The organism is Streptomyces sediminimaris (assembly GCF_047049295.1).
Lineage (GTDB): Bacteria > Actinomycetota > Actinomycetes > Streptomycetales > Streptomycetaceae > Streptomyces > Streptomyces sediminimaris.
In genome coordinates this window covers 935180-958103 of sequence record NZ_JBJWOT010000001.1, presented here as the reverse complement: position 1 = coordinate 958103, position 22924 = coordinate 935180, and the positions used below count along the sequence as shown (strand labels likewise).

The 22924-nt window shown below is 73.5% G+C and carries 17 protein-coding genes and 1 pseudogene; 4 read left to right on the top strand and 14 right to left on the bottom strand.

What is annotated here, in order from left to right; translation table 11 throughout:
- The first annotated feature begins 128 nt into the window (after positions 1-128).
- Together ACJ9NR_RS04435 and ACJ9NR_RS04430 are read left to right on the top strand one after the other, a co-directional pair.
- A complete protein-coding gene (locus tag ACJ9NR_RS04435; protein ID WP_412489660.1) occupies positions 129-1457 on the top strand; it encodes an enolase C-terminal domain-like protein in 1329 nt (442 codons plus the stop codon).
- Between the two features lie 387 nt (positions 1458-1844).
- Positions 1845-2090 (top strand): hypothetical protein, encoded by a 246-nt coding sequence (locus ACJ9NR_RS04430; RefSeq protein WP_412489661.1) that lies wholly within the window; start codon positions 1845-1847, stop codon positions 2088-2090.
- 62 nt (positions 2091-2152) lie between these two features.
- Here ACJ9NR_RS04430 and ACJ9NR_RS04425 read toward each other — a convergent pair whose 3' ends face one another.
- Genes ACJ9NR_RS04425 through ACJ9NR_RS04415 form a run of 3 tightly spaced genes read right to left on the bottom strand, consistent with a single transcriptional unit; the run spans position 2153 to position 5337 of the window.
- The gene (locus ACJ9NR_RS04425) at positions 2153-3424 is read right to left on the bottom strand and encodes a sugar ABC transporter permease (RefSeq protein WP_412489662.1); all 1272 of its coding nucleotides are present in this window, start codon (positions 3422-3424) and stop codon (positions 2153-2155) included.
- 5 nt (positions 3425-3429) lie between these two features.
- Positions 3430-4212 carry an ATP-binding cassette domain-containing protein gene (locus tag ACJ9NR_RS04420; protein WP_412489663.1) on the bottom strand — a complete coding sequence of 261 codons (783 nt, stop codon included), beginning with the start codon at positions 4210-4212 and terminating at the stop codon, positions 3430-3432.
- Positions 4213-4248: 36 nt separating this feature from the next.
- Entirely contained in the window at positions 4249-5337 is a 1089-nt protein-coding gene (locus ACJ9NR_RS04415; protein ID WP_412489664.1) for a substrate-binding domain-containing protein, read from the bottom strand.
- 262 nt (positions 5338-5599) lie between these two features.
- Here ACJ9NR_RS04415 and ACJ9NR_RS04410 point away from each other — a divergent pair, with 262 nt between their 5' ends.
- Positions 5600-8104, top strand: a complete 2505-nt coding sequence (locus tag ACJ9NR_RS04410; RefSeq protein ID WP_412489665.1) for a SpoIIE family protein phosphatase — start codon at positions 5600-5602, stop codon at positions 8102-8104.
- 216 nt (positions 8105-8320) lie between these two features.
- On the opposite strand, the gene ACJ9NR_RS04405 is transcribed toward ACJ9NR_RS04410, so the two are convergent.
- The 7 genes from ACJ9NR_RS04405 to ACJ9NR_RS04375 all read right to left on the bottom strand — a co-directional run bounded on the left by ACJ9NR_RS04405 (position 8321) and on the right by ACJ9NR_RS04375 (position 16746).
- A complete protein-coding gene (locus ACJ9NR_RS04405; protein WP_412489666.1) occupies positions 8321-8803 on the bottom strand; it encodes an SRPBCC family protein in 483 nt (160 codons plus the stop codon).
- A complete protein-coding gene (locus ACJ9NR_RS04400) occupies positions 8800-9156 on the bottom strand; it encodes an ArsR/SmtB family transcription factor (protein WP_412489667.1) in 357 nt (118 codons plus the stop codon). The genes ACJ9NR_RS04405 and ACJ9NR_RS04400 overlap by 4 nt, the downstream gene beginning before the upstream one ends.
- Before the next feature lie 63 nt (positions 9157-9219).
- Positions 9220-10500 carry an extracellular solute-binding protein gene (locus tag ACJ9NR_RS04395; protein ID WP_412489668.1) on the bottom strand — a complete coding sequence of 427 codons (1281 nt, stop codon included), beginning with the start codon at positions 10498-10500 and terminating at the stop codon, positions 9220-9222.
- Entirely contained in the window at positions 10497-11558 is a 1062-nt protein-coding gene (locus ACJ9NR_RS04390) for a hypothetical protein (RefSeq protein WP_412489669.1), read from the bottom strand. Before ACJ9NR_RS04390 ends, ACJ9NR_RS04395 begins: the two co-directional genes overlap by 4 nt.
- A complete protein-coding gene (locus tag ACJ9NR_RS04385) occupies positions 11555-12937 on the bottom strand; it encodes a vWA domain-containing protein (protein ID WP_412489670.1) in 1383 nt (460 codons plus the stop codon). Before ACJ9NR_RS04385 ends, ACJ9NR_RS04390 begins: the two co-directional genes overlap by 4 nt.
- Before the next feature lie 109 nt (positions 12938-13046).
- Positions 13047-15374 (bottom strand): tetratricopeptide repeat protein, encoded by a 2328-nt coding sequence (locus ACJ9NR_RS04380; protein WP_412489671.1) that lies wholly within the window; start codon positions 15372-15374, stop codon positions 13047-13049.
- A gap of 46 nt (positions 15375-15420) precedes the next feature.
- Positions 15421-16746 carry a S1 family peptidase gene (locus ACJ9NR_RS04375; protein WP_412489672.1) on the bottom strand — a complete coding sequence of 442 codons (1326 nt, stop codon included), beginning with the start codon at positions 16744-16746 and terminating at the stop codon, positions 15421-15423.
- A 91-nt stretch (positions 16747-16837) separates the two neighbouring features.
- Here ACJ9NR_RS04375 and ACJ9NR_RS04370 point away from each other — a divergent pair, with 91 nt between their 5' ends.
- Complete coding sequence (locus tag ACJ9NR_RS04370; RefSeq protein WP_412489673.1) at positions 16838-17185, top strand: trypco2 family protein; 348 nt, start codon at positions 16838-16840, stop codon at positions 17183-17185.
- Between the two features lie 282 nt (positions 17186-17467).
- Here the strand turns inward: ACJ9NR_RS04370 and ACJ9NR_RS04365 are convergent.
- The 4 genes and pseudogenes from ACJ9NR_RS04365 to ACJ9NR_RS04350 form a co-directional block, all read right to left on the bottom strand.
- Positions 17468-17614: pseudogene (locus ACJ9NR_RS04365) on the bottom strand (AraC family transcriptional regulator); the annotation flags it as partial.
- An 83-nt stretch (positions 17615-17697) separates the two neighbouring features.
- Positions 17698-19872, bottom strand: coding sequence for a GH92 family glycosyl hydrolase (locus tag ACJ9NR_RS04360; protein WP_412489674.1), 2175 nt, complete (start codon positions 19870-19872; stop codon positions 17698-17700).
- A gap of 186 nt (positions 19873-20058) precedes the next feature.
- Positions 20059-21507, bottom strand: a complete 1449-nt coding sequence (locus tag ACJ9NR_RS04355) for an arabinose isomerase (RefSeq protein WP_412489675.1) — start codon at positions 21505-21507, stop codon at positions 20059-20061.
- A 42-nt stretch (positions 21508-21549) separates the two neighbouring features.
- The gene (locus ACJ9NR_RS04350; RefSeq protein WP_412489676.1) at positions 21550-22848 is read right to left on the bottom strand and encodes an MFS transporter; all 1299 of its coding nucleotides are present in this window, start codon (positions 22846-22848) and stop codon (positions 21550-21552) included.
- Positions 22849-22924: the final 76 nt, after the last annotated feature.

Genomic DNA, 22924 nt, shown 5'->3' with positions numbered 1-22924 from the left:
CCGGATGGGCGCCTTTGTTGACCGGGGCGCTGTCCGGGCCTAGATTCTGTCTTCATATGTAGACGAGATCCTTCTACCGGGACGACCTGTCGTCGTCCCGTCCGGACTCACGAGAGCGGAACCGCCGTATGACCCAGCCCGTCGTCACCGAGTTCTCCGTGTACCCCGTCGCCGGGCGGGACTCCATGCTCCTGAACCTCTCCGGCGCGCACGCCCCGTACTTCACCCGCAACGTCCTCGTGCTGGAGGACTCCGAGGGGCGCACCGGCCTGGGCGAGGTGCCGGGCGGCGAGGACATCACGCGGACACTGCGCGACGCCGGGCCCCTCGTCACCGGCGCCCGCGTGGGCGACTACAAGCGCGTCCTGCGCACGCTCCGGGACGCCTTCGCCGGGCGCGACCAGGGCGGACGCGGCGCTCAGACCTTCGACCTGCGCACGACCGTGCACGCGGTCACCGCCGTCGAGTCGGCCCTTCTCGACCTGCTCGGCCAGCACCTGGAGGTGCCGGTCGCGGCCCTGCTCGGCGACGGCCGGCAGCGCGAGACCGTACGGGTCCTGGGCTACCTCTTCCACGTCGGCGACCCGGACCGCACCGACCTGGACTACGTCCGCGAACCCGACGCGGACGTGGAGTGGTACCGCGTCCGCCACGAGCAGGCGCTGACCCCCGAGGCGATCGTCCGCCAGGCCGAGGCCGCTCACGACCGGTACGGCTTCCGGGACTTCAAGCTCAAGGGCGGGGTCCTGCCGGGCAGCGAGGAGGTCGAGGCGGTCCGCGCGCTCAAGGAACGCTTCCCCGCGGCCCGCGTCACCCTGGACCCCAACGGCGCCTGGTCTCTGCGCGAGGCCGTCGAGCTGTGCCGTCCGCTCGTCGGCACGCTCGCCTACGCCGAGGATCCGTGCGGCGCCGAGCGCGGCTACTCGGGCCGGGAGATCCTCGCCGAGTTCCGCCGGGCCACCGGACTGCCCACGGCGACCAACATGATCGCCACCGACTGGCGCCAGCTGACCCACGCCCTCGCCCTGCAGTCGGTGTCCATCCCGCTCGCCGACCCCCACTTCTGGACGATGCAGGGATCGGTGCGGGTCGCGCAGCTGTGCCAGGCGACGGGACTGACGTGGGGCTGCCACTCCAACAACCACTTCGACATCTCCCTGGCGATGATGGCGCACTGCGGGGCGGCCGCACCGGGCGAGTACAACGCCCTCGACACGCACTGGATCTGGCAGGAGGGGCTGGAGCGGCTGACCGTGGAACCGCCGCGGATCACCGGCGGGGAGGTCGCCGTCCGGGACACACCCGGTCTCGGCGTCAGCCTGGACCGCGACCGGCTCCTCGCGGCCCACGAACTGTACGAGCGCAAGGCGCTGGGCGGCCGTGACGACTCCGTGGGGATGCGCTACCTGATCGAGGACTGGACCTTCGACGCCAAGCGTCCCTGCCTCGTGCGATGAGCCGTCCCCGGCCGGGATCACCGAAACTCCGGTGAACCCGCACACCTTTCACAGCCGGGGCGCAGCACATCCGAAGCTCCGTGAGGTTCGCGCCGCGGCCCGTCGGCCATGCCGGAAAAGCCGCCGATGGGCAGAGCGGTGGCAATGCGCGCGGGTGCAGTGCGGCGGTGAACCCTGTGAAGGAGTCGGTGGGCCCGGTCACCGCGCGCTCACGCCGGTGAAGCCGCACGTCGCAGTCGGTTCCGACGGACCCCGGCACGGGTGGCTGTGCCGTTGCGGCCATGCTTTGATCCTCCGCGTGGTGCAGCTCGCGGGAGAGGTTCTCCTTGCCGGGAATCGGGCGAACTCTGCCATTCCGTCATGGTCATTCGAAAGGAATCGCGCGTCATGAACCTTGTCCCCCAGGTCGAGACGACCGAGATGTCCGACGCCGAGCTGGAGAACGTCTCGGGCGGTCTCGGTCTCGGAGACCTCCCCCTCGGCGGCCTTCCGCTCGGTGGTCTCGCGGTCGGCGGCTCCGGCGGTCTCAGCCTGCAGACGCCGCTCGGCGAGGTCGCCGGCGGCCTCGTCGCCTCCGGGTCGCCGCAGGGCCTGACCGCGGGTGCGAGCCTGCAGACCCCGCTGTCGGCCTGACACCGGCCGCTTCGCGCCGTGGGCCCCGGATCGGCCGATCCGGGGCCCACGGCCGTGTCCGCTCAGGCGCGCCCGTGTGCCTCCTGCGAGCGGCGGGCCAGTGCGTCGATGACGACCGCGGCGAAGAGCACCCCGCCCGTGATGACGAACTGCACGGCCGTGGGGGTGTCCGTGATCGCCATGCCCGAGGAGATCGACTGGATGACCAGCATGCCGAGCACCGCCGACCAGGTCGTGCCCCGGCCCCCGAACAGGCTGGTACCGCCGATGACGGCTGCCGCGATGGCGTTGAGCAGCAGCAGGCCCGACCCGGAACTCTGGCTCACCGAGGTGATCCGCGAGGCCAGGAACAGACCGCCGACCGCGGCCATCGTCCCCGAGACCGCGAGCACTGCGGTCTGGATGGCCGTCACGTTGAGGCTGGCGCGGCGGGCCGCCTCGACGCCGCCGCCGAGCGCGTAGACCTGCCGGCCGTAGCGGGTGTGGCGCAGGACGATGTCGAGGCCGGCCACCACCACGAGGAAGATCAGCAAAGCGAGCGGCAGTCCCTGGAAGCGGTTGAGCAGGTAGGCCGACCCGAACGCGATCACCGCGAGTCCTCCGGTGCGCACCCCGATGTGACGCAGCGAGCGGTGCGGCATGCCGGCGCCCACACGGCGGCGCCGGTCCAGGTACGAGACGGTGAAGACCGCGGCCGCGCAGACCGCCGCCAGGCCGTAGGCGACCGCGTCGTCGGTGAAGTAGTAGCTGGTCAGCTCGGCGACGAGGCCGTTCTCGTCGAGGCTGACGGTGCCGTTCGTCCCGAGGACCGCGAGCATCACGCCGTTCCAGGTGAGCAGCCCCGCGAGGGTGAGGACGAAGGCCGGCACCCGGGTCTTGGCGCACGAGTACCCCTGGACGGCACCCGCCGCGGTGCCCGCGAGCACCGCGGCGACGAGGGCGATCCACTCCGGCACGCCGTTGGTCACGTTCAGGACGGCGAAGATCGCCGCGGCGAGACCGCTGACCGAGCCGACCGACAGGTCCAGCTCACCGAGGAGCAGCACGAAGACGAGGCCGACCGCGATCATGCCCGTGCCCACGATGTCGACGCTGAGGTTCGACAGGTTCCGGGGCGAGAGGAAGTTCGCGTTGAGGGACTGGAAGGTGATCCAGACCGTGGCGAGCACCAGCACGACGGGGAACGAGCCCAGCTCGCCGGCGCGGAACCTGCGCCGCAGGGCCGCGCCCCCGCTGCGCAGGGCCGGGACCACGGCGTGCCCGCGCCGCGCCGGGCGGGCCGCGGCGACCGCTTCGGCCCCTTCGGCCCGCGGGTCCTCCGCCGTGTCACGCATCGCGATCACCACCTCGTCTCGTACGAAGCCGCCCGGCGCGGCGTGTTCTCGGTGGCGCCGGTGACGGAGGCGATGATCTGCTCCTGGGACGCGGTGTTGACGTTGAAGAACCCGTTGTTGCGGCCGAGCCGCAGCACCGCGGCCCGGTCCGCGAGCGCCTTGACGTCGCCCATGTTGTGGCTGATGAGCAGCACGCCCATGCCGCGCTCCCGCACCGCGTCGACGAGGTCCAGCACTTCGTTGGTCTGCTCGAAGCCCAGTGCCGCGGTCGGTTCGTCCAGCAGCAGGACCCGGGGGTCGCCGAGGAGGGAGCGTGCGATGGCCACCGCCTGGCGCTGGCCGCTGGAGAGGGAGACGACGGGGGCGCGCAGGTCGGGCACGGCCCGGGTCAGGCGTCCGAGCAGGTCGATGGTGCGGCTCTCCATCTCCATCTCGTCGAGGAAGCCGAACCTGCGGATCTCCCGGCCGAGGAAGAGGTTGCCGACGACGTCGAGGTTCCAGCACAGCGCGAGGTCCTGGTAGACGGTGGCGATGCCGAGGTCCCGCGCGTCGTGCGGACGTCTGATCTGCACCGTCCGGCCCTCCCACTCGATGACGCCCTTGTCGGCCGGGGCCACGCCGGAGATCACTTTGACCAGGGTGGACTTGCCGGCGCCGTTGTCGCCGAGGAGGGCGACGACCTGCCCGGCGTGGATCTCCAGCTCGACGTCCTTCAGGACCTCCACCACACCGAAGCGCTTGCACACCCCGCGCAGGGCCAGCAAGGGGGGAGCCGGCACGGAAACCATCTCCTTCCCGGGCCCGGCCGGGCCGAAGCGGGCGGGTCAGGTCAGCCCGGCCCGGCCGCAGGCGGCCTCGAGCCGGGGGACGCAGATCTGCCGGACGGTGTAGAAACCGTCCTTCACCAGGGTGTCCTTGATGGTGGCGGCGGTCACGGGCACCGGCGTCAGCAGCACGGCCGGGACCGAACGGCCCTGGCTGGTCCGCACCCTTTCCCCGCCCACCTCGGCGAGCGGGGTCCGGCGGGCCGCGGCCACGGCCATGGCGGCGCCGGCGGACGCCTCCGGGCCGAACGGCTTGTAGACGGTCATGTACTGGTCGCCGGCGACGATGCGCCGCACGGCCGAGAGCTCGGCGTCCTGCCCGGTGACCGGAGGCAGCGGAGCGACCTTGTTCGCCTTCAGGGCGGAGATGCTGCCGGCGGCGAGGCCGTCGTTGGCCGCGTAGACCCCCTGGATCCGGTCGGCGCCGAGGGCGGCGATGGCGCCGGACATGTTCGTGTACGCCCGCTCGGTCCGCCACTGCAGGGTGTCGTACGCCTTGCCGATCCTCACCCGCCCCGTGAGCACGGACAGAGCCCCCTTCTTGAACGACACCGCGTTGGGGTCGCTGGGATCGCCGTTCATCATCACGATCTGCGGGTTCTTCGCACGGCTGCCCATGGCCCTCAGCAGCGCCCTGCCCTGCAGCCTGCCGACCTCCTCGCCGTCGAAGGAGACGTAGCCGGCGATCGGGCCCTCGGAGAGGCGGTCGTAGGAGATCACCGGGACGCCCGCCCGGGCCGCCCTGGCGACCGCGGTGCCCAGTGACCGGGAGTCCACGGGCACCAGCAGGATGGCGTCGACGCCCGCGGTGATCACGGAGTCCATCTGTTCCTGCTGGATCGCCACGTCGCCCCGGGCGTTGGCGTGCTGGATGGTGCAGGCGGCGCACAGCCGCATGATCTTCTTCTCCAGCAGCGGCCTGTCCTGCGTCTCCCAGCGGGCCGTGGTGGCGTCCGGCAGCAGCACGGCGATCCTCGGCGTGTTCCCGCGGCCGGGGCCGGGCGCGGCGCCGGATCCGCAGGCCGCCAGGGCGACGACCGTCGAGGCCGCCGTCATGGCGACCGCCGCGCCCCGTACGCAGGCCCTCATGCCGGGGACCTCCCTCCGGACGGAGATCCTTCTGGGACGCCCACGTGCGGGTGGCGGGACGACCTTTCGTCAGTGTGGCACCGGCCACGGTGATCTGCGAACGCGGCGGCGCACCGCCGCGACGGGGCTGTGCCGCCGGGCGATCGGCCGGTTCGCGGCCGGCTGCCGAAGGGGCCGCTGCGATACGGCCGCGTGTGCGACTCTGGGGGATAGATGCCCGATCTCAGCCGCAGCCGCGGCGCGGACGGGAGGTACTGCCGACATGCCTCACGACGGCCGGGCCCGGACGGGAGTCTCTCCGCCGCGGGCATCCGCGGCCCACGCCGCGGACCCCGGTGCGGCGCCCCCGCCGCCCGAAGCGGCGGCGGGCGACCAGGTGCTGGCCTTCGCCGGGGTGGCCGTGGCGGCCGTCTACGTGCCGGCGGCCGGCGAGGCGGAGCTGTGGCGGGCCGAGACCGTCCGCCGGCAGGTGTCGGAGTACCGGCCGCCCGAGCGCCTGCCGCTGGCCGGGGACTCACCCGCGGCGCACGCCGTCCGCACCGGCCGGCCCCTGTGGCTGGGCCCCGCGGACCTGGCCGCCCACGGGCAGCCGCACGCCGACGCGCCGCTCGGGGCGCTGCCGCTCGCCGTGGACGGCGAGCGGCTCGGCTGCCTCGTCGTCGTGGGCGCCTCCGCGAGCGGATTCTTCGAGGCGGAGCAACGGCACTTCCTGGAGCGTTACGCCGGCGCCGTCGCCCGGGTCCTGGCGGCCGGCCCCCGCGGCCCGGCACCGGCGTCGGTACTGCGGCCCGCCCTGCGGAACCTGCATGCCGGCTCCTTCGTCCTGCTGCCCGGCACGGGCGCGGTCGAGGCGGACGAGACCCTGCTCGGCCTCCTCGGCATCGCGCCGGCCGACTTCGACGGCAAGGCGGACACCCTTCTCGCGCACGCCCTGCCCGAGGACATGCACGCCCTGGTGTCGGTCCTGGAACCGGCCGCGCAGCCGTCCGCCCGGCGGGAGCTCGAGTTCCGGGTCCGCGGTCCCACGGGGGAGATGCGCTGGCTGAGCCTGAGCTGCCGGGTGGTGGCGGGCGGCGACGGCCGGCCGGAGCGGGTCCTGGGCGTGGTGACGGCGACCCGGGTCCTGCGCCGCGGCTCCGACGACGTCTCCCGGATCCAGTGGCTGACCGCCGCGCTCGACGAGGCGACGACGGTCCGCGACGTCGGCCGCGTGGTGGTCACCGCGCTGCGCGAGCCGCTGGGTGCCGACCGGGTGGCGCTGGCCGAGTTGCGGGGCGACCGGCTGATGGTCACCGTGCTCGACCCGCCGCGGCCCGGCGCCTGGCCGGAGACCTGGCGCGCCCAGTGGCGCACGGAGTGGCCCGACGCGCCCCTCAGCTCCCTGCCCACCCTGCAACTGGCGCTGCGCGACGGCCGGCTGGACCTGTGGCCCGCCGGCTCGTCCTTCGAGCCCGGGCTCGAAGGCATCGGTGACGGAGGGCTGGCCGTCCTGCCGCTGCCCGCCCGGGGACGGATCGCCGGCGTGTGCCTGCTCGGCTGGGACCGGCCGCACGCCTTCCTGCCCGACGAGCGGTCCCTGCTGACCGCCACCGCGGCGCTGGTCGGCCAGGCCCTCCAGCGCGCGCACGAGCACGACGCCGAGCAGGAACTCGCCACCATGCTCCAGCGCAGCCTGCTGCCCCGGCGGCTGCCCGAACTGCCCGGCGCGACGGCCGTGGCGCGCTATCTGCCCGCACGCCGGGGCCTGCAGGTGGGCGGTGACTGGTACGACGTCATCGCCCTGTCCGAGGACCGGGTGGCGCTGGTCATCGGCGATGTGCAGGGGCACAGCGCGGGCGCCGCGACCATCATGGGCCAGATGCGTACGGCGGTCCGGGCCTACGCAGTGGAGGGCCACCCGCCCGACGTGGTCGTCTCGCACGCCAACCGCCTCCTCGTCGGCATGGAGACCGACCTGTTCGCGACCTGCTGCTACGCCGAACTGGACCTGGAGGAGGGCAACATCCTCCTGGTCCGGGCCGGTCACCTCGCGCCGCTGGTGCGGCATCCCGGCGGCGGCACCGAGGAGATAGAGGTCGAGGGCGGACTGCCGCTGGGCGTCCTCGCGGAGGCGGACTTTCCCATGACCGCCGTCGAACTGACCCCCGGCACCGTGCTCGCCCTGCTCACCGACGGCCTGGTGGAGGCGGCCGACCTCCCCGTCGACGAGGGCATGCGCACAACGCGCACGGCACTCGCCGCCGCCGATCCGGGCGATCTGGGGCTCATGGCCGACCGCCTGCTCGGTGACGACGGCCGCCGCGAGGACGACGTGGCGCTGCTGCTGCTGCGCTACGACGGCATGCCGACCCGCCCGATCCGGGCCGGCTGGGTGGTGTGGCGGTTGCCGGACGCCGTGATGCACGCCCGCCGCTTCACCGCGCGCACGCTGCGCGGGTGGCAGGTCGGGGAGGTGGCCGACCCGGTGCTGCTGGTGGTGTCGGAGCTGGTCACCAACGCGCTGGTGCACACCCAGGGCCCGGTCCGCCTCGATCTCATGCTCCGCGGGGACCGGGTGCGGGTCTCCGTCAGCGACTCCTCGCCGCGTGCGCCCGCCAAGCCGGTGATCGTGGACTGGGAGTCGACCGGCGGCCGGGGACTGCTGCTGGTCGAGGCGATGTCGGAGGCCTTCGGCTCCATGCCGGTGGCCGGCGGCAAGCAGGTCTGGAGCGAGATCGCCGTGCCGCGGCGCGAGCGGCCGCCGGAGGATCCCGGACCCCGGACGTGACAGGGGGCCCCGCGCCGGACCGGCGCCGGAAACGCAGCTGGGTCCTGCCCGGCGACCCTCGCCTGCCCGACGTCCCCGCCTGTCCGACGTCCTCCTCGCCTGTCCGACGTCCCCGCCTGTCCGGCGGGGGGACGACGGGAATCGTCGGACAGGACCGGTGAGCCGTGTCCGCCGTGCCGCCGCGCTCGGCTCCGGCGGCGGTGCGAGGTGGTGCGCTCAGGCCTCGAACCGGGCGGCGTACGCGGCCAGGCAGTGGCCCCAGCCCTGCGGGGACTCCACGGCGCCGCGCACCGAGGGCGCGCCGGCCCCGTGCCGCTCGAAGTGCCGGTGCTCGAGCTCGACCCGGGTGCGCCCCTCGCCGTCCGCGACGAACCGCACCTCCACCTCGCTGGCGTGCGCCGGGTCCGGGTCGTAGCGCCACTCGCCGTTGAGGTGCCAGGCCAGTACGAGCCGGTCCGGCGGCTCGTAGGCCAGCACCCGCCCGGTCTCGCACTCGGAGCCGTCGACCCCGAGCTCGTACCAGCGGCCGCCGGCCCGCGGCTCGACGACGAAGTCGGCCATGTCCGCCTCGCCGATGGAGTACTCCTTCGGCCACCAGCTGCCGAACTGCTCGGTGAACACCTTGAACGCGCGCTCCCGTGGGGCGGCCACGGTGATCTGTTTGCGTACGGAGTCCTGTGTCCGCGTGGGCTCGCTCATGATTCCGGTCCTTCCTGCTCCCTGTCCGCTTCCGCTTCGCTGTCCTGCTCCACCGCTGCCGCGAACGCGGTCAGCGCGTCGCCCCACATCCGGTCCAGGTACTCGCGTATCGCCGCTATCCCGGCGGGCCGGACGCGGTACACCCGCCGGGTGCCGTCCGCGTGATCGGCCACCAGTCCGGCCTCCTTGAGCACCTTCAGATGCTGGGAGACGGCCGGGCGGCTGACGGGCAGCAGGCGCGCCAGCTCGCCCACCGGCCGGGGCGCGGCCACGAGGCTCTCGAAGATGGCGCGCCGGGTCGGATCGCCCAGTGCCTCCAGCGCACGCCCGCCGGCCAGTTGGTAAGTCTCCACTAACGGTAAGCTATCACTTACCGAGATGCCGCGCCACCGCCGGGGCGGACCGGGCGAGCCGGATCATCGGGTACTGCACACCGTCCGCAGAGCCGCCCGCCCGGTGTCCCTCGTCGACACGTCCTGCACCTGCTGCACGTCCCGCAGCAGGCCCCTGACATCGGGATCCTTTCCCGGTTTCGCCGCGACTCTGGCGATGGTCAGCAGGACCGCCTCGTAGAAGGCGTCCCGTACGGCCGGTGCCATCACGTCCGAGGCGTCCAGGCAGCGGGGGCCCTTCAGGAGCCGCTGGGCGATCTGGTGCTCGACCACCTCGTCCTTGGGGATCACCTCGCGGTTCGCCGAGAAGACGCCCGCCACTTCCGCCCACTTCTGCTGGGCCTTCCTCGAGGACAGCCGGCGGATCAGCTCACGGGCACGGGAGCTGTTGCTGAACAGTGCCGCGAAGTCGCCGGTCACCTCATGGGCGCGGACCCGGGTGCCGCCGCCGGGCAGCAGCGGGGCGGAGTCCATCAGACGCGCGTGCTCCGTGTCCTTCTTCCCGTAGAAGGAGCGTGCGAAGGAGCCCTGGTGCTCCAGGGAGCAGCCGGCCGCGCCGCCGCCGAACAGCAGGCCGTGGCCGCCCGGGGCGCCGCGGTGATCGGTGAGCAGAGCCGTCCTGGCCGCCCGTGGGTCCTGCCTGAGCAGATCCGCCCATGCCGTCCAGGCGGTGCGCACCGGATCGCTCGTCCACCACTTCTTCGCCGGACCGCCCGTGTTCAGCGCCCACTTCGTGTAGACGCCGGGGCCCGACCGCTGCAGGACCAGGTCCTCGATCCAGTCGGTGCCGGGCCAGCCGGAGGCGCCGTCGTCGCCCATGCCGATGCACCAACTCCTCATCGGTGCGGGCGAGTCGGCGGGCCGGTGGCCCTCGCGGTACCAGACGATGCTCTTCAGGTCCGCCTTGACCGGGACCCAGTACACATGGCCGGAGGCCGTGCCCGCCGCGTTCCACGGCGCGCCGTACTGCTTCGGGTCGTAGAGGCCGTCCAGCGGTTTGAGGCGGCCGTGGTGCTCGTACTCGGCGAGTTCGCCGATGCCCGGCATGATCACGACGTCCGGCGGCTCTCCCGACTGCACCTTGGAGAGCAGCACCTCACGCTGGGCGGCGGTGCCCTGGTAGCGGAACGGGATGCCCAGGCCCCGCAGCACCGTCTTGAACTGCTCCTCCTGCCGGCCGGTCCACGTCCCGAGGATGGTCACCGGCTCCTCGTCGTCGTGCTGCGTCCAGACCACCACCACGCCGGCGGCGGCGATCAGCAGCATGACCACGAGAAGGACCAGCAGTTTCAGCCGTCGGGTCACCGTCGCCTCCAGTAGTCGCCGTCGAGCCGGAGACCGAGCCCCAGGGCGGGCAGGACGACGATCAGCAGACCGCCGACGAAGGTGCCCTGGTACACCCGGTCGGCCCAGGCGTCGGTGGCCAGCCGCTGCCGGACCTGCTCCGACGTCTGGGTGACCTGCTGCTGTGCGTCGACCAGTTCCGAACCGCGGCGGGGCACCTCGGTGATCTGCTGGGACACCGTGGTGATCCGCCGGGACACGGTGGTGATCTGCCGCAGGTCCTTCAGCGCCCCGTCGAGGTGGTCCTCGGTGGCGGACGTCGTCAGCAGCGGGACCACCGCGAGCAGCACGGTCAGGGCGAAGGCCGCGAGCAGGTAGGGGTTCCAGTCGCGGCCGCAGCGGTCGCGCAGCACGAAGAGCGCGGACAGCAGGGTCGACGCGAGGGCGCCCAGGGCGAGTTCGGCGATCCACCAGCCCGCGCGCTGCCGGTCTCCCATGGTGGCCGTGGCCTCCGCGTGCCTCATCTGGACGGCCTGGAGCTCGTCCAGCCGGGAGGTGAGTCCCACCTTGTCGCGGACGAGCAGCGATCTCGCCTCGACGAACTTCTGCTGCTGCATGAGGGGCTGGTCCCGGTACACGGACATGCCCAGGTCGAGGGAGTTGCCGTAGCTGGCGAGCAGGCCGTCGACGGTGCCGAGGTCCTGGTCCGTGCGGTCGGCGATGCGGGACAGGCCCTGGTCGGCGGCCGAGAGCTGCGAGCGGTAGGTCTCACCCGAGCCCGCGACGTCGACGAGGCCGTCCTTCACGAGAGCGCCGGCCTCCTCGTACGAGCGCAGCGCCGCGAGCCGGGTGCCGGCGAGCCCCTGCACGGCCGGCGCCTCGCGGGAGGCGAGTGCCACGGCGCCGCGCTGGGTCTGACGGTAGGAGAAGAACAGGGCGGTCGCCGCCACGGCCGCGCACAGCAAGAGGAGCAGCAGGTGCGCCTCCAGCAGCCGGCGGGTGCGCCACGGGCTCAGCCGCCCGCGCCACGCGGCGGCCGGGGAGCGGGGGCGCCAGGGAACGGTGTGACCGGTCGTCACCGCAGCTCCTTTCCACAGCTGATGCAGTAACGGGCCTCGCTCCCGGCCGGGGTGCCGCACACCTGGCAGTGCGGCCCCGGCCGCGCCCCGACGGCCTCGGTCAGCGGTCCGCCGGGCCGGGATCCGGCACGCAGGATCATCGGGCCCAGCGTGCCGGCGTCGACGCTGCGCAGCCGGATCCGGCCCGCGGTGGCGTCCTCGATGTCGGCGACCGTGCGGATCTCGTCCAGCACCCATTCCTTGCCGAGCTGCGCCGCCAGGCGGGCGGCCTGCCCCAGGCAGTCCTCGGCGGTGTCCCGCCGGTGGGCGTCGAGCGCGACGAGCCCCTGCCGCAGGGCACTGCGCATCCGGGCGGTGACGTTGAGGCTGCGCACGCTGTCGGCGCCCGCCGGGGCGTGCGGCGGCGACCGGTCGGGAAGGTGCCAGCGGGCGACGACGGGGGCGTGGACCTCGCCGACGGAGACCATGGCGAACTGCAGCTCGGTCTCCAGCGGGTCGGCGTCGGCGTCGGCGACCAGGGTGAGCAGGTAGTCGCGCCGGCCCTGCTCCCACTGGTAGGTGGGGAAGCTCCAGCGGTGCGGCCGGCCGGGCCGCGGCAGCCCGCCGAGGCGGTGCGGCCGGGGTGCCTTCTCGCTCAGCGAGACCTGGCGGACCGAGGGCCGCACGGTCACCTCGATCGGCAGCTGGGGCGTGTGCACCCGGCGCAGCCGCTGGATGGCGCCGGTGATCGCCTGGGTGAGGGTGCCGTCGACGAACTCGGCGGTCCCGTGCAGCCGTTCGGCGAGGGTGAGCAGGGGGTCGGGGGGCCAGTCCGTGCCCACGGCGAACACGTCGCAGGTGAACTGCCCGGCGCAGGCCTGCAGTTCCTCCTCCAGCCGGCTCTCGCCGGCGGCGCTGCTGCCGTCGGTGATCAGCACCAGATGCTGTACGGACAGCGGGCGGCCGGCGAGCAGGGCGCGCGCGGCGGCCGCCCAGGCGGCGTACCCGGCGGGACGCGGCCGGTCCCGGTGCAGCGGCAGCGAGCCGGCGACGAAGGCGGCCCGGCGCCGCTCGTGCTGGCCGGCGACGGCCCAGTCGTCCGCGCCGCGCGGATAGCACCGGGCCGGCTCCGGGCCGCTGCCGAGCAGGCTGAAGGAGATACCGTCCGGCAGGGCGCGCAGCGCGGCGGCCAGACCGTCGATCGCCGCCCGGTTGGACTCGGCGACGTCCACCGCGACGATCACCGCGAGTTCGACCGCGGGCAGGTCGGTGGGGGCCCCGTCGGCGGCCACGTCGACCTGCAGGTGCGCCTCGATCTTCACATTGCGGCGCGGGCGCAGATCGCCGTCGAGATCGACACGCAGTCGGATGCCCGGCTGCGGCCGGGTGTGGCTGCTCATCTCCCGCTCATCTCCCGCGTCACCGCTCCTTTCCCCTTCGTCCTCGTCCCGTCCTCGTCGCCGCACCGCGCCGGTGCCGTGCCGACCGTCGTGCGGCTCTGCCGTGCGGTCAGAACACGGTCTGGGGCCGCACCGCGTGCAGCAGGTCCACGAGGTGCTCGTGGGCGGCGGCCGACTCCCGGTGGCGTGCCGCCAGTTGCCGGTAGCGGGACTCCAGCCGCCGGCGCAGTTCACGCTCCGGGCCGCTCAGCCGTCGCAGCCGCCGGGCGTCGAGCCGCCCGGCGCCTCCCGCCGGGCCGGGCCGGTCCTCGAGACTGTGCAGCGCGTCCAGCTTCCACTCGTGCAACTCGGTGCCCAGGCGCAGCGCCTCGTCCTCGGACAGGCTCGGTTCGCCGGCGCCCGGGCTGCGGCCGACGAGGCCGTGCATCTCCGCCAGTGCCGCGTCGACCTCGCCGGGCGCGGGCAGCGGAGCACCGTCCCCGGGCAGCCGGGCCGCCCGGACGCGCACCGAGGCGATACGGGCCACGGTGTGGTCCAGGGTGCCGGGCCCGACCCGGGCCAGCACGTCGAGGGCCGCCCGGCGATCACCCGCGCGAAGCGCCAGCCTGGCCAGGCCGAGCGCGGCGCCGCCGTGCGCGGGATTGCGGGCGAACACGGCCTCGTACAGCTCCTTGGCGGTGGGTCCGGCCGCGTCGTCGCCGAGCAGTTCCCCGCAGTAGGCCAGGGCCAGCTTGGGGGCGTACTCACCGGGCAGTTCGAAGTGGACCTGCATGAAGTGCTGCCTGGCCTGCACCACATGGTGATGGGCCCCGGCCGCCTGCCGCGGGTCGTCCGCGAGGCCGGCGCCGCGCAGCGCGAGCAGGGCGCGGTGCCACTCCAGCCGCCAGCGCCGCACGGCCGACGGCCCGGGGATGGAGTCGGCGATGTCCAGCTCCTCCTGGGCCCGTTCCAGGTCCGCGAGCGTGTTCCGGCGCAGCAGGACGCGTACGTTGTGCAGGCAGATCTCCACCGAGCGCGGCTTCTCGTCCTGCTGGTCGAGGAGTTGGCCCGGGTCGTAGCCGCTGCTCACCTCGAACCGCGCGGTCTGCGGGTCGCCCGGGAACCGCCTCGGCACCGGCAGGCAGCCGGCGATCTCGGTGGGCGTGGGGGTGCCGAGATCGAGGGCGGGGGCCACGGGCGGCTCGTACCGGTCGCGGCGCGGGCGCGCCAGCCAGTGCCCGATGTCCGGCACCGTGCCGAGCCGGGCGCCGAGCAGCTGAGCGGAGGGCCGGAAGTAGTCGGAGGGTTCGGGCGGGTCGCTCTTGCCGCGCAGGGCACGGATCTCCCGCAGGGCACCGCGCAGTTGACCGGCCATCTCCCTCGCGTCGGCGAAGCGCCGGCCCGGATCGGTCCGCACGGCGCGCTCGATGACCCGCCAGAAGGAGGCGCTGCCGAGTCCCGGCACCTCGTCGACGGCCCAGCGGGCGAGTTCGCGCAGCGTGACACCCACGGTGTGCAGGTCGTGTGCGACGGTCGGCATGGGCGAGGAGCCGGTCTCGGGCGCCATGTAGTCGGGCGTGACATGGGCGGGCGGCTGGCTCTGTCCCTCCTCGCGCATGCCGCCGAGGTCGATGACCTTCACCCCGTCGCCGTGGTGCACGACGTTCGAGGGCTTCATGTCCCCGTAGACGAAGACGCGTTCGCTGCCGTCGTGCAGATGGACGAAGGCCTCGAGGATCTGGCAGCCGTACGCGGCGACGTGCTCGATGTCGAGGACGCGTTCGCCGCGCCGGGTCTCCTCGACGACCTTGGCGAGGGTGCCGTCGCCGACGTCGTCCATGACGATGTAGCCGCCGGTGACCTCGCCGCCGTCGTCCCGGCGGGCGACGAAGTCGCGGATCTGGACGATGCGGGGATGGCGGATGGCGACGAGGTTGCGCCGTTCGACGTCGGCGAGCCGGGCGCCGTCGTGCTCGTAGCGGTTGAGCAGCCCCTTGACGGCGACGACGTCACCGAGGTGGGTGTCCTCGGCGAGGTAGACCCAGCCCTGGCCACCGTGCGCGATGGGGCCCATGATCCTGTACTGGTCGCGCAGCAGGTCGCCCTCGGCCAGTTCGGGCTCGTACGAGTAGCGCCGCCCGCACGCCGGGCAGAAGCCCTTCACCGGCACCGGGCCCTCGGTGTAGGGCGGGGCCAAGGGCCTGCCGCACGTGTCGGAGGAGCAGACCATGCGGATGCGCAGGGCCCCCTCGGGACGGATGAGGCGTTCCTCGGCGGGCCGCGGCGCGCGCTCGGGGAGGCCGAGCAGTTCGCGGGGCCCGCGTTGGCGCGGGTCGTCCGGCAGGGCGGGCAGCCCGGTTCCGTCCTGTGCGCGGCCGCACACGGCGCAGTGGCCGGTGGGCAGCACCGTGCCGCCGCAGGCGGCTCCGTCGAAGTGCCGGTGCGGGCAGGTGGTCATCCTCCGGTCGTCCTCCTCCCTCGCCCGGACCGGGCCGGGCACGTCGTCACGTCTCTGTGTGCCGGCTCAGGTCGGTGCGCAGGGTCCTGATCAGCTTGCGCAGCCGGCTCAGTTGCTGGTGGGGGTCCTTCACGCCGTCGATCCGGCGGCGCTCGGCCCGGCGCAGGTCGGCCCTCTCCGTCACGGAGCCGAGCGAGGCGCTGTCGACGACGTCACGGCGGACCGCGCTGCTGAACTCCGCCCGCTCCAGCCGGTCGATCAGCGTGTCCGCGTGGCCGAGCAGCGCGGGCAGCAGCAGTCTGTCGCGCGCCGCGCTCCAGCCGGTACCGCCCTCCCGACGGAAGACGAGCAGCAGACGGAACCTCAGCACCCGTAGCCTGAGCAGGAGTTCGATCAGCGGGCCGGGCTGGGGCTCGTCGTCCAGGCCGTCGACGAGGACCGTCGCCGGCCGGGCGGGGGCGCGGTCGGCCGCGTGCGCGGGCGGCGGCTTGGCGCCGCGCAGCCAGTCCCAGTACGCCAGGTACTCACCGGCCGTGCGGTCGATGTGGTCCAGCGCGTGGTCGGCCAGGTCCGGCCGGCTGCCCCCGCCGCGGTGGACGACATGGGCGCGGTGCAGCAGATGGCGCAGCGAGCGGTCCTTGCCGCTGTCCGGAGGCACCACGGTGATCTTCACCGGGTCCTCGTCCGGGTCGTCGAACCACCGGATCAGACGCTCCTCGAAGTCGTGGTCCCAGGCGCTCGGGCTGCTCAACTCCTTGATCACCGGCGAGAGTTCCGCGATGCGGTCGATGGGGAGCAGGTAGGAGAACGCGACCCGGCTGTCCTCGGGCAGGGGCCGGTTCGTGTCGCCGCGCCAGCTGACCACGATGCCGACCACGCGGGTGGGCCGGTCGTCGCGCGGCGGGGTGCACACCGCCGCGCCGCTGAAGCCGGCGCGGACCACCTCCGTCTTCGCGACGGCGTCGAACTGCACGGGCGTGCCGCTGGCGCCGCTGACGCGGCCCCACAGGGTCATGCCCTCGTCGAAGCCCTCGGCGTAGCCGGTCGTGAACACCTCCATGCCGGGCCGCAGTTCATGATGCAGCGGGGCGGGGCGCGCCTGCGGCCGCGGACTGTCCAGGCTCAGCACGGCGACGTCCTCGTCGCTCCCGCCGTCGCGCAGCCGCCCGCCGGGCATGACGCGTGCGGCCACCGGCTCCAGGCCGTCGTTCTCGGCGAACTCCAGCCACATGACGGCGTTCGGGTCATCGCCCACCACGTGTGCGCAGGTCAGCGCCGTGTGCTGGTCGACGAGCACGCCCGCGCCGCAGATGGGACCCTGAGCGCCCCCGCGCCGCAGCCTGAGCCTCCAGTCCGCACGCAGTTCCCCCATGCCGCCTCACACTACGCGCGGAGCATGGCGGGTCCCTAGACTTATGACCAGGATTGATCGGCCAATTTACGGTATTCGGCGGTGTGTTGACATGGGGGATACGGAACCTGTCGGTCTCGCGGAGGCCATCGGCACGGTGCGCGCGGAGCTGGCGCGGGCCCAGGCCGAAGGCGCCGAGAGCGACTGGCGGTTCAGCGTGGAGCAGGTCAGCCTCGAGTTCTCGGTGCAGTTCCACCGGGCCGGCGAGGGCGGCGCGGGACTGCGCCTCGGCGTGGTCGAGGCCCGGCTCGGCGGCTCGGTGAGCCGCGACAGCACGCACCGCGTCCAGGTGGACCTCAAACCGTTGCCGGGCCCCGACGGCCGGCACCACGAGGTCAGCCGCGAGAGCGGCACGGCCCGGGAGGGAGCGGCGCCGAACGACCACGGCGTCTCGCGTTAGGCGCGGCGGCGAACGGGAGGACGGCCGCGCGCCCGGCGACGGCGCACATGGCGCGGGGCGCCCGTACCGCGGCAGGAGCGGTGTGCCGTGCGGGCGCGCGTCGTGTCCTGCGCGTGTGTTGCGTCCCGTGCGTGCGTTGCGTCCCTTCGGGCACCCTGTGCCCTGCTCGCGCCCTCGCGTTCCGCGTGCGCCCCGCGTCCTGCGCGCGGCGCCGGGCGAAGGCGAAGGTCCTCAACCGCGCAGCGCGGTCGTCCGGTCCGTGCCGACGGTGCGCAGCGCGCGCTCGACGGTCTTCATCGACGTCACCACCGGGGCGGGCGTCGTGACGAAGGCTTCCAGACCGTCCTTGCGGCACCGGTTGATCAGCGCGGAGGCGATGAAGCTGTCGAGCTCGTTGAACCCGTCGAAGGTCACGACGGCTACCTGCATGGCGACTCCTCACGGCGCGGGAGCCGCAGCCTCTCAGCCGGGCCGGGTGCGTGTCGCGGGCCAATCCGCGGCCGGTGGCCCGTTCACGGGGAGGTCAGCCGGTAGCGCAGGACACCGCCCTCGCTGACGAAGCCGGCGGGAAGGAAGGGCGAGCCGACGGGGCGGCCGTCGAGGGTCAGCGAGCGTACGCGGGTGTGGGTCGCCGACGCGTCCGGGGCGAGGACGGTGAGGGTGACGCCGTTGCCGCGGCGCACCGTGACCGCGGGGAACAGCGGGCTGGCCAGGGCGAGCCGGGGGCTGCCGGGGACCTGCGGATACATGCCCAGAGCGGCCCAGACGGCCCAGGAGGACATCGCGCCCAGGTCGTCGTTGCCGACGAGGCCGTCGGGGCGGTCGGTGAACAGCGTGGTGAGGGCGCGCCGCACGGTGTCCTGGGTGCGGTCGGGGCGGCCCGCGGAGTCGTAGGCCCAGGGGGTGCCGAAGGACGGCTCGTTGCCGAGGTAGGCGTACGGCTTGTCGGAGCCCGCGTTGAGTTCGGTGAAGAAGGCGTCCAGGCGCGAGGTGACGGCGGCGTCGCCGCCCATGGCGGCGAACAGGGCGGGCAGGTCGTGCGGGACCATCCAGGTGTACTGGGCCGCGTTGCCCTCGACGTAGTCGGTGTGCTGGGCGGGCGTGAAGGCCGGCCAGGTCCCGTCGGCGGCGCGGGGCTGGAGGTAGCCGCTCGCCGGGTTGAACAGGTGGCGCCAGTTGCCGGCGGCGCGGGTGAGCGCCGCCCGGGTGCCGGTGTCACCGAGGCGTCCGGCCAGGCGGGCGAGCGCGCCGTCGGCGACCGCGTACTCCAGCGTGGTGGCAGCGCCGCCCCAGACGCCCTTGGTCCCGGCCGGGATGTAGCCCAGGGTGTCGTAGAGCTCGTGCCCCGGCCGCTGCCGGTCGTCGTCCCGGTCCGCCACGGCCGTGCGCAGCAGCGCCTCGGCGTCGAAGTCCGTGCCGCCGAAGGCGTGGATCGAGGCGGCGATGGCCGGCAGCGGGTCGCCGACCATGACGCGGGTGCCGCCGTTCGCCAGCGTCCAGCGGTCGAAGTACCCGGCCTGGCGGCCCTGTTCGAGGATGGACCGGGCGACGTCGGAGGCCTCGTGCGGAGCGAGCAGGGCGAGCAGCTGGACCTGGCAGCGGTAGACGTCCCAGCCGGAGAAGTCCGCGTACTGCACATGCCCGGCCCGGGTGTGGTGCACCCGGCCGTCCATGCCCCGGTAGCGGCCGTCGCTGTCGCTGAAGGCGCTGGGGTGCAGCAGGGCGTGGTAGAGCGCGGTGTAGAAGACCCGGCGCTGGCGGTCGGTGCCGCCGGTGACGGCGATCCGGCCCAGCCACGCGTTCCAGCGGTCGCGGGCGGCCTGCCGCAGGGCGTCGTAGGATCTCCCGCCCTGCTCCACGGCGGCGTTGCGGCGGGCGCCGTCGAGGTCGACGAAGGACACTCCCACCCGGGCGGTCACCGTACGGGTGCCGGGGGCGAAGGAGACGTAGGCTCCGGACGCCTTGCCGTCCAGGTGCTCGGCGTGGGCGAAGGGCCGGTCGAAGACGGCGTGGAAGTAGAGGCGGTAGCGGTTGGTGGAACCGCAGAAGGCGCCGCCGTCGGTGTGACCGGACAGGGTGCGGGTGCCGATGGTGATGTCTCCGGTGGCCTTGTTGAACGCCCGTCCGGCGTCCACCGTCAGCCCGGCGGGGCGCGCCTCGCCCGCGGGATAGGTGAAGCGGGCGATGCCGGAGCGCTGGGTGACCGCGATCCGCGTACGGATGCCGTTGTGGAACCTCACCCCGTAACTGCCGGGCGAGGCCCGCTCGTCGGCGTGGGAGAAGGTGGCGTACCGGGCCGCGGTGTCCGGGGCCGGGCGGCCGGTGAGCGGCATGAACGGCACGTTGCCGTAGTCGTCGCAGCCGGCCCCGGAGATGTGGGTGAGGCTGAAGCCGCGGATCCGGTCGTCCTGGTAGGCGTAACCGCCGTGCTGGTGCGTCACGGTGTCGGGGCTCCACTGGATCCCGCCCAGAGCCGCCGAGGCGCCGGGAAAGGTGTTCCCGGCGCCTCCGCCGTGACCGAAGTCGGTACCGCCCGGCGCCGTACCGACGAACGGATCGACGTAGGCGGCGGGATCGGTCACCGCGCGCGCGGCCCCGGCGGCCGGGGCGGTGGAGGACTCGGCCCGGACCGGCGAGGCCAGCAGGACGGACGAGGCCAGGGCGGCCGCGACGGGTTGCAGGCGCACGAAGCTCTCCTCACGACGGTGGGCCGCCGCCCTGCGTCGGGCGGCGGACTGCCCACCTTCCCGACCGGACCGCGTGGCGGTGCGGCGCCTTGCCGTGGGACGGGCCGCGGATCAGGCTCACGGGCGAACGCGCGGGAACGGAGGAGGAGGCTTCGCTGATGTCCCGGGGGCGCGGGTGCGGCCCGCTCACACCTCGCGGTGGTCGATGCCGAGCAGGCTCGCCGCGGCCCGGAAGTCGGCCCCGTGCCCGCCGACCGCGAGGGACCAGTGGTGGCCCACGCCCGTGGCGCTCCACGCGTCGACCCACTCGCCGGGGTCCCGGCCGAAGTCGACCCGGCTGGTGGTGTTGCCGATCTCCAGCAGGGGCCCGGGCACGACGGTGCCCTCGGACGTGACGAACGACAGACCGCCGTCGGCGTCCTGGCCCAGCCCGAGGAGGGTGACCGGGCCGTGCCGGACGTCGAGCTCCACGCTGACGCCCCAGCCGCGCTTGCCGTGGTAGACGCCCAGCCCGCGCAGCAGCGGGTCGCGGGCGCCGACGGCCAGATGAGCCGGCCCGTCGTGGCCCATCTCCACGACGCCGTCCTCGAAGTTCAGGGCCTGGATCTCGGTGAAGGACCCGCCGGCGCCGACGCTCTGCGAGGCCAGCTGGGCGACGCTGGTGCGCAGTTCGTACTCGCCGGCCGCGGGCACGCCCCGCGCCGTGAGCAGGGAGGCGCCCAGGATCATGCCCGCGCCGAGCCGCTCGTGCAGTTCGCCGTCGAGTCCGCGGTGGTAGTAGGCGAGCGTGTCGAGCCCGAAGTCCGCCACGAGCCGGTCCAGGGCGACGGAGACGGTCGCCCCCCAGGCGAAGTCCTCGTCGGCCACGCTGTCGTCGAGGCTGAAGACCTGGCGGGCGAGCGCCATGCGCTCGCGCGTCTCCGCCTCGGTCACCCGCTCCACCCGGTGGCGCAGGTCGTCGAACTCCAGCACCTCCACGTGCGAGCCGAACGTCGCGGGCAGCAGTGTCAGGTCGGTCGAGACGTCGAGCATGCCGGGATAGAGGTGCCCCATCAGACCGTGCCGGGCGTGCCTGAGCGCGGCGCGGACGTGCGCGGCGCGGATCCACTGCTCGATGCGCCGCCAGGCGCTCTCCTGGCGCAGCCAGCCCGAGACCGACCGGAAGGGGATGCCGGCCCGGCGGAAGACATTGCCGACCTCGGGCACGGGGCACTGGCCGCAGTAGGCCAGCCAGGCTCCGGTGTCGAAGGAGGCGTGGTCCATCCGCTCGGACGGCTGGAGGTCGATGACCAGCACGGGGGTGTGCGAGCGGCGGGCGATCGGCAGCACCATCGACGAGGTCAGATACGTCGTCAGGAACAGCACGATCAGATCGCAGTCGGCCTTGCGCAGCTCCTCGGCGGCGGCCGCCCCCTCCTCGGCGTCGGAGACGAATCCGGCGTCCGTCACCTCCGCGTCCATGCCTGCCAGCCGCTCGGCGACGTAGCGGGCCGACTCCCGCAACTGCGGCAGCAGCGCCGGGAACTGCGGCCAGTACGTCCCGAGTCCGCCGGCGACCAGACCGATCCGCGTGCGACGGCGGCGCACCGGCGGCAACAGGTCACCGAGAGGGGCGCGGTGTTCGGCGGTTGTCATGATGGGTGCTCCTAGTCGGTGCTCCTGGAGGTGCGCTCGGTTTCAGGTCGGGGCCACCCGCAGGTCCGTCGGGGTGTGCGGGGCGCCGAGGGTGCGCCGGACGAGGACGCGGACGATGTAGACGCCCGCGACCGCCGACGCCGCCATGCAGGCGGTGATCGACCAGAGCAGGGCGGACGCGCTGTACTCCATCAGGGCCGGCGTGACGAACGCGACGCCCGCGAAGACCCCGCGCGAGAGGGCGTAGGTGAGGCCCTGTGTGGTGCCACGGGTGTCGGGGGGCAGCGTGAGCTGCGACCACACCTTGTAACTGGCCTCTCCCGCGAAGGGGTTGGAGATCTGGTAGAGCACGAAGAAGACGAGCATGCCGACGAGCGCGCCGGCCGTGAGGGAGGCGATGCAGAAGGCGGCGATCTGCACGACGGTGAAGACGTAGAAGAGCCGGTCGCGCCAGGGGGTGTCGGCGATCCGGACGAAGACGAAGGTCAGCACCAGGGCGATCGGCAGGAAGGCCAGGTTGATCCCGGTGGCCAGGCTCTGCGAGGCGCCGCTGACCGTGACCAGCAGATAGGTGCCGAACTGGCCGAAGGTGTTGGCGCCGATGCCCCAGGTGACGTAGTAGGCGAAGGTCGCGGCCATCGGCAGCAGGGCGGCACGGTTCCACACGTTCTTCAGTTCGATGCCGCGGGGCGCGTCGAGGGCGGCCGCCTCCTGGGCCACCTCCGTGTCCGGCGGCTCGTCGGTCAGGTCCAGGCGCGAGCGCAGCTGCCAGGTGACCAGCGCGGCGACGGCCAGATGGCCGGTGATGACGCGCGCCCCGGTCATGCCGGTGTCCGACAGGAGGTAGCCGAGGAAGATGACGACGACGATGCCCGCCACCCACATGACCTGGGTGAAGGAGACCAGACGCGCCCGGCCTTCGGCGGGTGCGGCGTCCGAGACGACGGCCAGGGAGGTCGGCAGGTCGGCACCGGCCGCCAGCCCCGCCACGAGCACGCCGGTGAAGAGCACGACGTCGTTGGGCGCCAGGGTGATGACGACCGCGCCCAGCGCGAAGCAGAAGATGTCCCAGTTGTAGACGCGGCGGCGCCCGAACAGGTCTGCCAGCCGGCCGCCGACGAGGGAGCCGACGGCGATGCAGCCCGTGACGATCGCGCTGATCGCACCGGCCATCCACACGCCCATGTGGTAACTGTCGCGGTAGATGGCCAGGTTGACGGCGATGCTGACGATGAGGGCGGCGTCGAGGTAGGAGGCCATGCCCGACAGGGCCGCGACCTTCCACAACCGCCAGGGGATGGGCTGTCCGGAGCGTTCGGGAGCAGTCGGGATTCGGACCATGATGCGACTCCGTCGTCTGGGGAGGGGCCGAGCGGAGGGGGACGTCGTGGCGCTGGGGCCGGTGCGCAGTGAATAT

Coding starts and splice junctions, on each gene's coding strand:
- ACJ9NR_RS04435 (WP_412489660.1), top strand. CDS start 129: ATGACCCAGCCCGTCGTCACCGAGTTCTCCGTGTACCCCGTCGCCGGG.
- ACJ9NR_RS04430 (WP_412489661.1), top strand. CDS start 1,845: ATGAACCTTGTCCCCCAGGTCGAGACGACCGAGATGTCCGACGCCGAG.
- ACJ9NR_RS04425 (WP_412489662.1), bottom strand. CDS start 3,424: ATGCGTGACACGGCGGAGGACCCGCGGGCCGAAGGGGCCGAAGCGGTC.
- ACJ9NR_RS04420 (WP_412489663.1), bottom strand. CDS start 4,212: ATGGTTTCCGTGCCGGCTCCCCCCTTGCTGGCCCTGCGCGGGGTGTGC.
- ACJ9NR_RS04415 (WP_412489664.1), bottom strand. CDS start 5,337: ATGAGGGCCTGCGTACGGGGCGCGGCGGTCGCCATGACGGCGGCCTCG.
- ACJ9NR_RS04410 (WP_412489665.1), top strand. CDS start 5,600: ATGCCTCACGACGGCCGGGCCCGGACGGGAGTCTCTCCGCCGCGGGCA.
- ACJ9NR_RS04405 (WP_412489666.1), bottom strand. CDS start 8,803: ATGAGCGAGCCCACGCGGACACAGGACTCCGTACGCAAACAGATCACC.
- ACJ9NR_RS04385 (WP_412489670.1), bottom strand. CDS start 12,937: ATGAGCAGCCACACCCGGCCGCAGCCGGGCATCCGACTGCGTGTCGAT.
- ACJ9NR_RS04380 (WP_412489671.1), bottom strand. CDS start 15,374: ATGACCACCTGCCCGCACCGGCACTTCGACGGAGCCGCCTGCGGCGGC.
- ACJ9NR_RS04375 (WP_412489672.1), bottom strand. CDS start 16,746: ATGGGGGAACTGCGTGCGGACTGGAGGCTCAGGCTGCGGCGCGGGGGC.
- ACJ9NR_RS04370 (WP_412489673.1), top strand. CDS start 16,838: ATGGGGGATACGGAACCTGTCGGTCTCGCGGAGGCCATCGGCACGGTG.
- ACJ9NR_RS04355 (WP_412489675.1), bottom strand. CDS start 21,507: ATGACAACCGCCGAACACCGCGCCCCTCTCGGTGACCTGTTGCCGCCG.
- ACJ9NR_RS04350 (WP_412489676.1), bottom strand. CDS start 22,848: ATGGTCCGAATCCCGACTGCTCCCGAACGCTCCGGACAGCCCATCCCC.